At 61.5% G+C, this 13,851-nt stretch carries 14 protein-coding genes; 6 read left to right on the top strand and 8 right to left on the bottom strand.

Annotated elements, in window-relative coordinates; all coding sequences use genetic code 11:
• Window positions 1-23 precede the first annotated feature (23 nt).
• From bcsN to fgd, 8 genes are all read right to left on the bottom strand, one after another.
• Window positions 24-845, bottom strand: a complete 822-nt coding sequence (bcsN, locus tag VE26_RS17170; protein WP_160297841.1) for a cellulose biosynthesis protein BcsN — start codon at window positions 843-845, stop codon at window positions 24-26.
• A gap of 293 nt (window positions 846-1,138) precedes the next feature.
• Window positions 1,139-2,140: a TIGR03842 family LLM class F420-dependent oxidoreductase gene (locus tag VE26_RS11360; protein ID WP_046105400.1), complete on the bottom strand. Its 1,002-nt coding sequence runs from the start codon at window positions 2,138-2,140 to the stop codon at window positions 1,139-1,141.
• Between the two features lie 73 nt (window positions 2,141-2,213).
• Window positions 2,214-3,005 (bottom strand): ABC transporter ATP-binding protein, encoded by a 792-nt coding sequence (locus VE26_RS11355; protein WP_046105399.1) that lies wholly within the window; start codon window positions 3,003-3,005, stop codon window positions 2,214-2,216.
• On the bottom strand, window positions 3,002-4,003 hold the full coding sequence (locus tag VE26_RS11350) for an iron chelate uptake ABC transporter family permease subunit (protein ID WP_244465688.1): 1,002 nt from the start codon (window positions 4,001-4,003) through the stop codon (window positions 3,002-3,004). Before VE26_RS11350 ends, VE26_RS11355 begins: the two co-directional genes overlap by 4 nt.
• A gap of 57 nt (window positions 4,004-4,060) precedes the next feature.
• Window positions 4,061-4,309, bottom strand: a complete 249-nt coding sequence (locus VE26_RS11345; protein WP_046105397.1) for a hypothetical protein — start codon at window positions 4,307-4,309, stop codon at window positions 4,061-4,063.
• Between the two features lie 48 nt (window positions 4,310-4,357).
• Window positions 4,358-5,299, bottom strand: coding sequence for a putative F420-0 ABC transporter substrate-binding protein (locus tag VE26_RS11340; protein WP_046105396.1), 942 nt, complete (start codon window positions 5,297-5,299; stop codon window positions 4,358-4,360).
• Window positions 5,296-6,114 carry a coenzyme F420-0:L-glutamate ligase gene (gene cofE, locus VE26_RS11335; RefSeq protein WP_152658825.1) on the bottom strand — a complete coding sequence of 273 codons (819 nt, stop codon included), beginning with the start codon at window positions 6,112-6,114 and terminating at the stop codon, window positions 5,296-5,298. The genes VE26_RS11340 and cofE overlap by 4 nt, the downstream gene beginning before the upstream one ends.
• Before the next feature lie 77 nt (window positions 6,115-6,191).
• Window positions 6,192-7,193, bottom strand: coding sequence for a glucose-6-phosphate dehydrogenase (coenzyme-F420) (gene fgd, locus VE26_RS11330; protein ID WP_046105395.1), 1,002 nt, complete (start codon window positions 7,191-7,193; stop codon window positions 6,192-6,194).
• 145 nt (window positions 7,194-7,338) lie between these two features.
• On the opposite strand from fgd, the gene VE26_RS11325 reads away from it, so the two are divergent.
• The 6 genes from VE26_RS11325 to VE26_RS11300 all read left to right on the top strand — a co-directional run bounded on the left by VE26_RS11325 (window position 7,339) and on the right by VE26_RS11300 (window position 13,817).
• Window positions 7,339-8,292 (top strand): nucleoside hydrolase, encoded by a 954-nt coding sequence (locus tag VE26_RS11325; protein ID WP_046105394.1) that lies wholly within the window; start codon window positions 7,339-7,341, stop codon window positions 8,290-8,292.
• A 160-nt stretch (window positions 8,293-8,452) separates the two neighbouring features.
• Window positions 8,453-9,424, top strand: coding sequence for a galactofuranose ABC transporter, galactofuranose-binding protein YtfQ (gene ytfQ, locus VE26_RS11320; RefSeq protein WP_046106263.1), 972 nt, complete (start codon window positions 8,453-8,455; stop codon window positions 9,422-9,424).
• 152 nt (window positions 9,425-9,576) lie between these two features.
• Window positions 9,577-11,091 carry a sugar ABC transporter ATP-binding protein gene (locus VE26_RS11315; protein WP_046105393.1) on the top strand — a complete coding sequence of 505 codons (1,515 nt, stop codon included), beginning with the start codon at window positions 9,577-9,579 and terminating at the stop codon, window positions 11,089-11,091.
• The gene (locus VE26_RS11310; protein WP_046105392.1) at window positions 11,091-12,095 is read left to right on the top strand and encodes an ABC transporter permease; all 1,005 of its coding nucleotides are present in this window, start codon (window positions 11,091-11,093) and stop codon (window positions 12,093-12,095) included. The genes VE26_RS11315 and VE26_RS11310 overlap by 1 nt, the downstream gene beginning before the upstream one ends.
• Window positions 12,092-13,069, top strand: a complete 978-nt coding sequence (gene yjfF, locus VE26_RS11305; RefSeq protein ID WP_046105391.1) for a galactofuranose ABC transporter, permease protein YjfF — start codon at window positions 12,092-12,094, stop codon at window positions 13,067-13,069. The genes VE26_RS11310 and yjfF overlap by 4 nt, the downstream gene beginning before the upstream one ends.
• Window position 13,070: 1 nt before the next feature.
• Window positions 13,071-13,817, top strand: coding sequence for a FadR/GntR family transcriptional regulator (locus VE26_RS11300; protein ID WP_052715856.1), 747 nt, complete (start codon window positions 13,071-13,073; stop codon window positions 13,815-13,817).
• Window positions 13,818-13,851: the final 34 nt, after the last annotated feature.

The raw sequence follows: 13,851 nt of genomic DNA, 5'->3' as shown, positions 1-13,851 counted from the left end.
TGAACTTCCGCGGCGCGAGCAGCCTAGTTTGATCCACCCGGGGGCGAAGGGACGATGACGGAGCCGGACGACGGGGCGGGAACCTGAGTTCCGCTGCCTGCTGAGCCCGATGCAGTGGGTGACGGGACGATCGGCGCGCCCGGCGGTGGTGCCGCGATGACGGGCGCAGGCGCGGGTGTACTCACCTGCGGCGCTGGGCGAGCCGGGGTCTGATTGCGGACGACTGGCCTGGCGCTGGGAATGACTTCCTCGAAACCAAGCACGCCCACCGGCACGATCGGCGCGGTCAGCGCCCCGACCCGTGCGGCGCCCCGGCCGGGCGGGAAGACACTGACGTCGAGGCGTAGCTGGTACATGATTTCGAGCAATTGCCGCTCGCTGGAATTCTGGCGGCACAATTGCAAACGGATAACGATAGTGCCGCGCTCGGTGGCGCCGGAGGGGCGTAAGGTCGGCTCGATCCGCTGCCAGGCATAAATGCAGGTATCACCATTGGCCGGCTTGCCGATGGCGTAACCGAAGGGACCATAGGCATTCTGGACGTAGTAGGGCGAAACGGCCATCCCGGTATCGGGCCAGGCGGTCAGCGCTTCCTGGGTCAGGTTCACATTGGTGAAGGGGATATCGCGCAGGCGCGCGTCGCTGCCGTCGCCGCCGCGGTCCTGGAACAGGATGACCGAAATCTTGTTCTCCCCGGCCGTGCGGGCCTGGGTCACGAGCGAGATGTCCTGCCGGATGGCATTGGGGAAGGTGGTCGACACGACCTTGGCAATGCCTGGTCCGCCCGGTGGGGGAATGATCACGGCGGCGGCCGGGTTGATGATGCTGGCCTCACGCGTCGGCAAATCACGCGTCGAGGCGCAGCCGGAAAGGAGGCATGCAAAGGCGAGGGCCAATGCAAGGCCCTTTCCCAGCCGTTGGGCCGATGCCGCCGATAAAGTCCTGCCGTGCATGTGACGAGGATCCGGTTACTGCATTAAACTGCTGCAACAACGGCGTTCTGCCTGCTGATTTGCACGTTTTAACCTTGGGTAACGAAAGTAAACCAAAGGCTAATTTTTGTACAAGATACGGTTTAGCACTGATCACAAAGTGGCTCAGTTGATGCCGCGACGACCCGGGCCTCTTCCGACCGCAGTCAGCGGAAGGCCGGGATGACGTGGCGCCCGTAATTGGCGATGATTTCTTCTTCGTCACCACTGTCGAGATAGATGTTGAACTGGGTAACGCCCGCAGCTTTGAGCTGGCGCACCTTGGTGATGTGGTCTTCCGGCTCTCCCAGGACGCAAAAGCTCTCCACGACATCGTCGGTGATGAAGTCGAGATAGGGGTTATCGGCCTGGCCGTGTTTGGAATAATCGTAGCCGCGGCGCTTCTCGATATAGGACGTCAGGCTTGCGGGAACCTTATCACTGTCAGAGCCATACTTCTCGACGATATCGGCAACGTGGTTGCCGACCATGGCGGGAAACCATTTCACCTTTTCGATGGCGCGTTTCTTGTCACCGAAATAGGCGGGCGCTGCAGCCATTGAGCGATAAGCGGACATGTCCCTGCCAGCGGCCGTGCCGGCTTCAATACATTGGTCGGTGAACCATTTGCATAGACCCGGATCGGCGATCTGGAGAACAACGCCGTCCGCACTTTCGCCCGCCGTCTTGAGAGCAAGCGGCCCATAGGCGGCAATCCAGCTGGGCATGTCATGGCCCACGGCCCAGGGGAACTGCACGGCGGCAGGAATTTCGCCATAGGTCACTTCTTCGCCGCGCACCATGGCTTTGGTCTTGTCGATAAATTCGGCGACGCGCTTCAACGTCGCTGGCTTCTTGCCCATGACGCGCATCGAACTGTCGCCACGACCGACGGCAAGATCAAAGCGCCCGCCCGATTGCTTGGACAGCGAGCCGAAAATGGAGGCCGCGACGGACCAGTCGCGCACGTCGGGATTGGTCACGAGCGGTCCGAACCGCATGTCGGTGGTGTGTTCCATGCACATGGCAATGGCGGAATAGCAGTCGCGCCAGAGAATATGGCTGTCATAGAACCAGCAATAGGAGAAGCCGGCAAATTCGGCGGCCCGCACCAGATAGCGCGCCCGTTCGTGCTCGATGAAACCCTTGAAGGTGATACCGAATTCCATGTGTTCCCGCGCTCCCTTGACGGCCAATAAATTTGACCAGCTGATCAAATTTTTAGGGGCGTGGTGAAGATTGTCAATCCGGTTTCGCAGCCGCAGCCTCGTCATAGACGAGGATCGGCCGGCCGGTGATCGGGTCTGCGACCGTCCGGGCGCGGACATTATACGCCGATTCCAGCCAATGCGGCGTCAGGATCTCTTGGGAAGATCCGGAGGCCGCGATTGTGCCACCGGACACAAGGACAAGATGGTCGCAGAAGCGCAATGCCAGGTTGAGATCATGGAGTGCAATAATCACCGTCATCCCGCTTCGCGCCTTCCGTTGCAGCAGGGCGAAAAGCTGGAGCTGGGCACTGATGTCGAGGTGGCTAGTTGGTTCATCGAGCATCAGCAGGCGCGGCTGCTGCGCAAGGGCCCGTGCCAGATGAACGCGCTGCTGTTCGCCTCCGGAAAGCATGTCGAACCGCCTTGACGAGAATGACAAGAGGTCAGTTTGGGCGAGGGCGTCATCGATGATCGCGGCGCCCTCGCCATCCTCCAGCAGAGAGAGGGCCGATTGATGGGGGATGCGCCCCAATCCCACCACGTCCCGTACGCTGAGGCGCTCTTCTGTGAAGGAGGATTGCTCGACCAGGGCCGCGAGGCGGGCCCGGTCGCGCCTGGGCATCGCGAGCAGGTCCTGCCCATCGAACCGAACCGACCCACTGGCAGGAAGCAACCCAAGCAGAGCACCCAGCAAGGTGGACTTGCCCGCGCCGTTAGGCCCGATCAGCCCGGTGATCGCTGCCGATGGAGCTGAAAAGGTGGCTCTTGAAAGGATGGCCCTCCCGCTGCGGGTTATCTCGAGCCCTTCCACTTCCACGCTCATGTTACCCTCCGGTAGCGCAGCAGAACCAGGAGGAAAACCGGAGCCCCCACAAGAGCCGTGATGATGCCGACCGGCAATTCGCGTGGGTCGAACAGGGTGCGGGCGGCTGTATCGGCCCACAGCATGAATATTGCTCCGACCAACATGACATGCGGTAGCAGGCGCCGGTGCTGTGACCCGATCGCCAGCCGCACGGCGTGCGGAACGACCAGTCCGACGAAGCCGATTGCCCCGCCGATCGCGACCATAAGTCCGGTCAGCAAAGCGGTGATGCCCAGCAGCGTCCAGCGCAGCCGAGGCACGTCAATGCCCAGAGCTGCCGCGGCCCTGTCACCGAAAGCGAAGGCGTCAAGCGCCCTGCCGCACACAAGGATGATCGGCGCGCAAACCAGGAGCGCTGCACCAACCAGTGCTGCGTCTCCCCAAAGCGACCCGGATAGCGATCCCAGCAGCCAGGAGAGAATTTCGCGGTAGCTGTCGCCCGTCGCCGACCAGAAGATCAGAAATGAGGTCGCCGCAGAAGCGAGCGCCGAAATGCAGATGCCGGCCAAGATAGCCCGGGACGGAGTTGCGCCGCCAAGTAGGCCTGCAACCAGAAGCGCCAGGCCCAATGCCACCAAGCTGCCCAGAAAGGCGCCAAACGGCATGAAGAGTGTAAAGCCCGCCAGCAGGAACAGCACGGCGCCGAGAGCGGCTCCCGATGACAGACCGAGGAGGTAGGGGTCGGCCAGGGGATTGCGGGTCAATGCCTGCATCACCGTGCCCGATAGTCCAAGTCCTGCGCCCACGGCCATTGCCGTCAGCACCCGAGGAAGGCGCAGTTCCCAGACGATGGCATCGCGCAGCCGCGACACCGGGCTCTCAGCAAGCAAGCCCAGATGATGCAGGATAACCATGCCCACTTCCTGCGGGGTAAGGCTTGCCGGGCCCATCGTCACCGCAGCGACGGCGCTGAGCAGCAGCAGGACACCAAGCCCGGGCAGGACGAGATGCTTCACGATTGAGCGGTGCCGATTGGCATGCGTCTCGGCGCGATTATCTGCCCGTTCCGGCCCCTATTGAAAATACGGTCTTGAATAGAGTCGAACCATGTTTTTTGGTTCGCCCCGCCTTTGCCAATAGACGCGAGCGACCAGATCCTGACGCTTGCCGCTGCGAAACACATCGATACCCAGGACCCTGCGGGCTGCCTCCTCTGGAGATGCTGCGCCCTCGACCATTTCAGACGCGCAGATAAGGTCGGTCCGAAGATCGACCACCTCGAATTGCAAACCCATGCCCCATCCTTCCGAATCGGCGGCCATAAGACACGATCCGGGCCAATGGGACATTTAACTAGTTTAACTCGAGGCTCAGCGCTCAAAGGACAGCTTGGCCAGTTGCGCGGCCATGTCGAGCACTGCCGGGACATTGCGAATGCCTGCTTCCGATGCCGGGAAGGGTATGATGAGGTAGCGCTCGTTGACGACGGCATCGAGCTTGTTGGTGATCGGGTTTTCAGCGAGCAGAGTCTTCTTTTGTTCTGCCGGGTTCCAAGCGGCGTCGACCAACACGATCACGTCGGGATTTTCATCGACGATTGCCTCCCAGCTGGCCGAAGTCCACCCCTCGCCCACCGCGCCATAGATGTTTTCCAGTCCCAGCGCCGACATGATCATATCGGGCGCATTCGTGCCCGCCCCGACGTAAGGCGTCTTGGTGCCCGAAGAATACCAGAGAGCGGTGAGCCCTCGCGGGTCTCGTGTCACACCGTCGAGCAGCGCCTGCTGTTCGGCGATCAGCGCGTTGGCCGTGTCCTCGATGTCGAAGATGGCGCCCATCTCTGCGATCTGCGCAAAGAGGCCGTCAAATGTGAGCTTCGGGGGGGCAATGGAGCGACAGGCGGCCGGCGCGACGTATGTGTCGACGCCCAGTTCGGCCAGGATCGGGCGTTCGCCTGCTCCGTCGGCGGCAAAATTGCTTTCCCAACCGCCATAGATGAAGTCCGGTTCGCTTTCGAGAACCACTTCCTGGCTCGGAAGCTTGTCGGATAGAATTTTCAGGCCTTCACCGGCAGAGGCCAAACTCTCGGGGAGGGGGCCGTCCTGAAAGCCGATGCCGACGATGCGATTGGCGAGCCCGAGGGCTAGAAGCAATTCGGTTGCCGTAGACTTGAGGGTGACGACCCGTTGCGGTGGACCGTCGAATTCGACAACTGTCCCGCAATTGTCCAAAACCAGCGGATAGGGTGTAGCCGCATGGGTGGGCGAGGCTGTCAAAGCCAGCACAAGGGGAATAAAAGCCGCGTATCTCATGGCATCTCATCCTGTTTGACGCTCTTGGCCTTGATCTCGGCCATCGCCGCCTCATAGCCGAGGCGGTAGGCTTCGGCACTGCCGAAACGGAACATGTCATCATCGCCGGTGCGGGTGAGGCTGCGGGCGCCGGGCGCGTCCAGGTCGCGAACAAAGCGCCCCATGCCGCGTACGACCGCCACCGGAATGCCGGTGGTCTTGCCCTTGACCAGATCAGCGGCCCCGGCAATCTCGTCGGCAATCACGGCCTGGGTTACGTGCAGGGGGCGGCCATTGGCGTCATTGGCGCCGCGCAGGTCGTCGGTCAATTGCAACCCGGCCGCGCCAATCGCCATGTCCGTCTGCCCCACGCGCCAGGCGCGACCGATCGTATCGGTAATGATGACGCCGATATTCATGCCAAGCCTTTGCCGAAGGCCGGCGCACAGGGCTCGGGCCGAGGCATCGGGGTCGGCTGGAAGGCGCAGGGCCACGCCTTCGGGAACATTCGACATATCGATGCCGGCGGCCGCCATGACGAGGCCCTGGCGGGTTTCCACGATCTTGAAGTTGCCACCAGGATGGACGCGCTCGGCTACGACGCGGACAGTATCAGCGGCTATTGCCTGCTCGCGCTCGGCGGCCGGCACCTGCATGCCTTCGGATTTGGAGACGATTTTCGAGGTAACGACGAGGATGTCGCCCGATTGCAGGGCCAGATCGGGGTCGGTGGCGGCCTGGGTAGTAACCGCGCCAGCAATTATGGCAACAAGGTCATCACGGGGAGCGATTTCTGGAAGCCCCGTAATGCCCCATACGGAGATGCGAGGGGTCACGGCCTGCACCCCCAGCTATCCCCCCCCTGCCAAGGGGGGAATGGGTCGCGGTATTGGCAAATTCGGGGCGTCGTCATCTATCCCACCAGCTTCCGAAGCCGGGGCAGAATTTCCTGGGCATAGAGGCCCAAGAACCGGCTCTGGTCCGTCCCTGGTGCATGGAAGACCAGATGGTCGAAGCCGTAGTCGATATAGGTCTTGATTGCCGCAACGTGCTCATCGGGATCGGAGGACACGATCCAGCGTTTGGCCACGCGCTCAATCGGCAAGGCGTCGGCCAGGCGTTCCATTTCCTCGGCATCCTGAACAGAGTGCTTTTCTTCTGCAGAAAGGGAAAGCGCCGCCCAATTGCGCGTGTCGTTCAGCGCTCGCTCCGGGTCGGTGTCAAAGGATACCTTGACCTCGATCATGCGCTCGAAGGGCTTGTCCCTGAGGTCGCTTTCGGCCCGGCCGGTTTCGACATTGGGCAGGAGCTGATCCACATAAAGCTCTGCGCCCTTGCCGGACGTGCAGATGAAGCCGTCACCGGCGCGGCCGGCATATTTTGCGTTCAGGGGACCACCGGCGGCAATGTAGATCGGCACGGGCTCGACGGGCTTGTCGTAGATGGTGGCGTTGACCGTCTTGTAATATTGCCCCTCGAAGGAAACGCGGTCCTCTGTCCAGAGCTGGCGAATGAGTTTAACCGCTTCGCGAAGGCGCGCCGATCTCTCCTTGAGCTCAGGCCAATCCATACCGGTGGCCGGGACTTCATTGAGACCTTCGCCCGTGCCGACGCCGAGGATGACACGACCGGGAAACATCGCGCCCATGGTGCCGAAGGCATGGGCGACCACCGTAGGATGAAGGCGGAAGGTAGGGGTGAGAACCGAGGTGCCAAGAATGATCTTTTCGGTACGGGCGAGGACCGCAGACATCCAGCCCGGGGCGAAAGGCGCGTGGCCGTCAGTATGTTTCCAAGGCTGGAAATGGTCGGACACGAAGACCGAGTCGAAGCCGGCCTCTTCGGCCTCGACGGCGAACCGCAGGAGGTCGTTGGGGGCAAACTGCTCCGCCGATGCCTTGTATCCGAAGCGCATGGTTTCCCTCCCGAATGCCGACGATCTATTTTTGATCGTTTGGTCAAAAAACGTCGATAGTCAAGCGGCTTGATGCTAGAAGAGCAAACAGACAATAAGACGAGACCGGGATAAAGCCTATTCCCGACCAAAGACGGCGATGTGAATGAAAGTTATTTTTGATACCGACCCCGGCATCGATGATGCCATGGCTTTGCTCTACCTGAGCAAGCTCCCTGAAATCGAGCTTCTCGGCATCACCACCGTCGTGGGCAATGCGAGCATTGCGGACACTACGCGCAATGCCCTGTTCCTGCGACAGAAATTCGGCCTTGTGGCGCCGGTGGTCAGGGGTGCGGAATTTACCCTCGATGAGGTGGTCAAGGAGGAACCCGCTGCCGTCCATGGTCACAACGGCCTAGGCGACATCGATATTCCTCCAGTCGACGAAGCTGGTCTGCATGCCGGCACGGCCAGCCAGTTCATCATCGATACGGTCAGGGCGCATCCAGGCGAGGTCACGATCATCGCAGTGGGTCGCATGACCAATCTGGCTCTTGCCCTTCGCCAGGCACCGGACGTGGCGACGCTGACCAAGCAGGTCATCATCATGGGTGGCGCCTTCGGCTATCAGGGGCGCAGCGGCAACATCACCCCGCTGGCAGAAGCCAATATTCATGGCGACCCAGTGGGCGCCGATGAGATTTTCATGGCCGAGTGGCCGGTGACCGTGGTGGGGCTCGACGTCACGCACGATATCATCCTCGACAGTGATTATCTCGCGCGCCTGGCGGACGAGGCCGGCGAAAATGCCGAACTGCTGCGCCAGATGTGTGGTCACTACGCCAAGTTCTATATGAACGTTATGGGTCTCTCCGGCGTGGTCGGTCATGATCTTCTGGCGGTGACCTACGCGCTCCACCCAGAATGGTTCGAGGTCCGTCGTGGCGCCATCGCGGTGGTGCGGGAGGGTCTGGCCGTAGGGCAGACAGCGCTCTGGCCCGCCGAGCGCGGAGGCGTGCATTCAGCCTGGGAGGGCCGTCCGCATCACACGATCTGTGTCGGCGTGGATGGGGCGAAAGTGCTGGAGCACTACCATTCTGCTGTGACTCGCGGCTGAGCAAAACCTTCGCTCTTACAGACGCTAGGGGCATTTCGAGGACCTTCGGAATGCCCCATTTTACGCCTAAACAATCCTACTTTACATATAATAGTACTTTATGTAGCGTCCCTTTACCGCCTGAAGCGCAAACGCCGGGCGGCTTTTGGGAGGATTCATCGTGAGCATCATTACCAAGCTCGCCATCGCGGCGAGCCTCGCTACCGCCTTGTCTTCTGTTGCCTTGGCGCAGGACATTTCCGGCAAGGTTGTCGGCTTTTCGCAGATCGGTTCCGAATCGGGCTGGCGTGCCGCTGAAACGTCCGTGACCCGCCAGCAGGCAGAGGAGCGCGGCGTCGATCTCAAATTCGCCGACGCGCAGCAAAAGCAGGAAAACCAGATCAAGGCGATCCGCGGCTTCATTGCTCAGGGCGTCGATGCCATCCTCGTGGCTCCGGTGGTGGCCACGGGCTGGGATGACGTGCTGACAGAGGCCAAGGAAGCTGAAATTCCCGTCGTGCTGCTCGACCGCGGTGTCGATGCGCCGGAAGAACTTTACCTCGCCTCCGTCGCTTCGGACCAGGTGGAAGAGGGTCGCGTGGCCGGCCAGTGGCTGGTGGACAATGTTGCCGGCGCCGACTGCAAGGTGGTCGAATTGCAGGGCACCGTGGGTTCGACCCCGGCGATCAACCGCAAGCAGGGCTTCGAGGAGGCCATTGCCGGCGCCAGTAATATTACCATTGCCCGCAGCCAGACCGGCGATTTCACCCGCTCCAAGGGCAAGGAAGTGATGGAAGGCTTCATCAAGGCGGAGAATGGTGGCGCAGATATCTGCGCGGTCTATGCCCATAATGACGACATGGCCGTTGGCGCCATCCAGGCAATCAAGGATGCCGGCCTCAAGCCCGGTACGGATATCCTCGTGGTCTCGATCGACGCCGTGCCCGATATCTTCACCGCCATTGCCGCTGGCGAAGCCAATGCCACGGTCGAACTGACCCCCAACATGGCCGGTCCGGCATTCGATGTCCTGGCCGCCTACTGGGCCGATGGCACCGAGCCGGAAAAGTTCATCATCACCGAGTCCAAGCTCTATACCTCTGCCGACGATCCGGCCGGTGAATACGAGCGCCGCAAGGACCTGGGGTACTAAGACCGCCCCGTCCGGCTGAACGCCGGATCCGCAACAACGTCACCACCCGGCCTGTCCGGGTGGTCCACCTTCGCAAGTTGGATTGCCGTGAAAACCAGGCAATGACGACGCCTAAAGACTGGTGCAGACTGCTCACAGGCAGGGAGGGGCACATGCCTGACGACGATTATGCACTCGAAGCCCGCGGGATCATCAAGGTCTTCGGCAATCATGTCGCGCTCGACTCCGTCGATTTCGGCCTGCGAGCCGGCGAGGTCCATGCTCTTCTTGGTGAGAATGGCGCAGGCAAGTCGACGCTGATCAAGATCCTGACCGGCGCCTACCAGCCGACGACCGGCCAGGTTCTGGTCGATGGCATCCCGGTGACATTCGACAATCCTCAGGACGCCCAGAAATACGGCATCGGGACGGTCTATCAGGAGGTCAACCTGCTGCCCAACAGGTCGGTGGCGGAAAACCTCTTTCTGGGTCATCAGCCGACGCGGTTCGGTCTGGTCGATCGGCGTCGGATGCAGCGGGAGTCCCGTGTCATTCTCGAGCGCTATGGGCTCGATATCGACCCAGCCAGCGAGCTGGGCGCCTATTCCGTCGCAGTGCAGCAGATCGTCGCGATAGCGAGGGCCGTGGAGCTTTCAGGCAAGGTGCTGATCCTCGATGAACCCACGGCCAGCCTCGATCGCAAGGAAGTCGAGCGCCTCTTCGAGATCATCCGCGGCCTTCGGGCGAAAGGTCTGGCCATCGTCTTCATTACCCATTTCCTGGACCAGGTCTTCGCGTTGGCCGACCGGGTCACCATCCTGCGCAATGGCAGGCTGATCGAGACCCGCGCGCTGGACAATGTCACCCGTACGGATGTGGTCAGGCTGATGCTGGGCAAGGATGTGGCATTTTCCGGCGCCACCGGCGTGCAGGACGCCCGGCCGTTGGGCGAGGTCCTGCTGGATTTCAAAAATTATGGTCGCAAGCGCGGCGTGCAGCCGTTCAACCTCACCATCCACAAGGGCGAAGTGATCGGCGTGGCGGGCCTGCTGGGCTCGGGGCGAACGGAAATGGCCCGCATCATGTTCGGAGCCGATGTCGCCGATGAGGGCGAGGTGACCTTCGCTGGCAAGCCGATCAGCATCACCAGTCCTACCGACGCCATCGCCAGGGGCTTCGGCTTCTGCCCCGAGGATCGCAAGGCCGAGGGCATTTTTGGCGATCTTTCGGTGCGCGAAAACATCATCATCGCCCTCCAGGGCAAACTGGGCTGGTTCAGCGCCCTCAATCGCGACGAGCAGATGGAAATTGCCGGCAAGTTCGGTGAGGCGATGGATATTCGCGCTGCCTCACTCGACATGCCCATCAAGCTTCTCTCGGGCGGAAACCAGCAGAAGGTCATCCTGTCCCGATGGTTGGCCACCGACCCCGCCTTTCTCATTCTCGATGAACCGACGCGGGGGATAGACGTGGGCGCGCACGCCGAAATCGTCAGGACCATCAATCGCCTGCGTGACGAAGGACTGGCGCTTGTGGTGATCTCGTCCGAACTCGACGAGGTCGTGGCCTATTCCACGCGTATCGTCGTGATGCGCGAGCGGGAACTCGTGGCCGAGCTTTCCGGCAAGGACATCAATCCCGGCGTCATCGTGCAGGCGATCGCCAACCACAAAGAGGGCACAGCGTGATGACGCGGCGTGTTCTGGCCCGCATGGCCAATCCTCAGGTCCTGGCCCTAGCCGGCATCCTGCTGATCAACTGGCTGCTTTTTCCGAACTTCTTTCGCATTACCTGGCAGGATGGCCGCCTTTTCGGCAGCCTGATCGACGTGCTCAACAGGGGCGCGCCCGTGGCGATCCTCGCCATCGGCATGGTGGGTGTCATTGCCACAAAGGGTGTCGATCTTTCCGTCGGCGCCGTCATGGCCATGGCCGGCGCCGTGGCCGCGACTCTTGTCGTTGCCGGCTATCCGGCGCCGATCGCCGTCGCGGCCGCCCTTGCCGTCGGGCTGCTCTGCGGCTTGTGGAACGGCTTCCTTGTGGCGGTGCTCGACATTCAGCCCATTGTAGCCACGCTGGTGCTGATGGTGGCCGGGCGCGGCATCGCCCAGCTCATCACCCAAGGCTTCATTGTCACTTTCAACGATCCCTTGCTGATCTTTATCGGCACCGGTTCCTTCCTTGGCCTGCCCATGGCCGCAGTCATCGCCATCGTGCTGCTGATCCTGGTGACGCTCCTGGTGCGCCGCACGGCTTTGGGCCTGTTCATCGAGGCTGTGGGCGTCAATCGCGCCGCGGCGAGCCTGGCCGGCATCCGCAGCCGCATGCTGCTGATCATGGTCTATGGGCTCTCCGGGTTCTGCGCTGCGGTGGCCGGCATCATCGTGGCGGGCGACATTCGGGGGGCCGACGCCAATAATGCCGGGCTCTGGCTCGAGCTCGACGCCATCCTCGCCGTGGTCATCGGCGGCACCTCGCTGCTTGGCGGGCGGTTTTCCGTTCCCCTTGCGGTGATCGGCGCGATCATTATCCAGGCCATGAATACCGGCATCCTGGTTTCGGGGTTTCCTCCCGAGTTCAATCTCATCGTCAAGGCGGCGCTGATCTTCCTTGTGCTCATCATCCAGTCGCCGCTGGCGGGCAGATTGTTCCCCACTCGTCTCCGCCCTGTGGCGCAGGAGGCCCGCAAATGAGCCGCTCGCTCCGTCCGCTTGTGGCGACCGCCATCATTTTCGTCATCGCCTATTCCCTGGCGGTGTTGCAGTTCCCCGGAATGTTCTCGACACGCGTGCTCGGAAACTTCCTCACCGACAATGCCTTTTTGGGAATTGCGGCCGTCGGCATGACTTTTGTGATCCTCTCGGGAGGTATCGATCTTTCCGTCGGAGCAGTGATCGGCTTCACCGGCGTGTTGGTAGCAGTGCTGATCTCCTGGGCGGGTTTTCATCCGCTAGCGGCCTTTGCGATCGCCCTGCTGGTCGCGGCTATCTTTGGCGGTGTCATGGGGTTGGCCATCCATTACCTCCAGGTGCCAGCCTTTATCGTCACCCTGGCCGGCATGTTCCTGGCGCGAGGCGGCGCATCCGTCATCACCCAGGATTCGGTGCCGATCAGCCACGATTTCTATGGCTGGATTTCGAGCCTCATCATTCGCCTTCCCGGGGGCGGGCGGTTGAGCTTCATCGGCCTCACCATGGTGGCTATATTCATCATTGGCGCCTTTGTTGCCCACCGCACCAAGTTTGGCTCCTATGTCTATGCGCTGGGCGGCAACCCTGTCTCGGCTTCGCTCATGGGCGTACCGGTTGCCCGAACAACGGTAGGCGTCTATGTGCTCTCCAGCGTTCTGGCCGCGTTGGCGGGAATCGTCTTTTCGCTTTATACTTCCGCCGGATATCCGCTGGCGGCCGTAGGTGTCGAGCTCGATGCCATCAGCGCCGTAGTCATCGGGGGTACATTGCTGACGGGCGGCTATGGCTTCGTGCTGGGTACGTTCATCGGCGTGATGCTGTTGGGTCTGGTCCAGACGTACATAATATTCGACGGGACCTTGTCGAGCTGGTGGACCAAGATCGTCATCGGCATCCTGCTGTTCCTGTTCATCGTGTTGCAGCGCCTGATCTTTGCAGCGTCGGCGCCCGGAGAAAAGGTGGCCGAGAAGGGCTAGGATGATCGAAACAGGCAGCCTTATCCGGTCCTTGTCCGGGCGGCGTGCTGCGCGGAATTTCCACACCTTCGTCATCAACGAGATCGGCCAGTCCATCGTCGCTGGCCGGTTTCCAATTGGGTCGGTGCTCGCCAGCGATGCGGTGATGATGGAGCAATACGGCGTTTCCCGTACGGTGCTGCGCGAGGCGTTAAAGACTCTCGAAGCAAAGGGCCTCGTCGAAGCCCGGCCAAAAGTGGGAACCAGAGTGTCACCGCGTGGGCGATGGAATTTCTTCGACCCCCAGGTGCTGGCCTGGCATTTTGACGCTCCTGTCGATGCCGAATTCCTGGAGAGCCTGTTTCGCGCACGGGCCGTGCTCGAAGCGCCCATGATCGAACGGGCGGCTCGGCACCGGACGGCCGAGCATGTGCGCCTGCTGAAATATTGGTGCCACCAGATGGAGACGGCCGGTGAATCCATCGAGCAGTTCGGCTTGGCCTGTCTCGAAGTGCACGGCATCCTTGCCGACAGCGCACAGGACATGCTGCTGCGCTCGGTGATCGGGGTGGTCGAATTGACCCTGGCCCTGGCGCTGACGAAAGATGTCGCCATGGCAGGGCCGACCTATCGCACGCGCTCGACTGCGCTTTTCGTCGAGCTCATTACCCTGATCGAAGCCGGCAAGGTTGCCGAGGCGGCAGACGTTTTCACGCAGTGCCGTGAGCTGGATCGCCTCCAGGTCTGTCTGGATACCAAAAACGGTTGAGCCAACGGGGTAATTTTTCCGCACGGCTGGAAAG

The sequence above is a fragment of the Devosia chinhatensis genome, from assembly GCF_000969445.1.
Lineage (GTDB): Bacteria > Pseudomonadota > Alphaproteobacteria > Rhizobiales > Devosiaceae > Devosia > Devosia chinhatensis.
The sequence above is the reverse complement of the archived record's forward strand: the minus strand, read 5'-3'. Positions and strand labels throughout refer to the sequence as shown.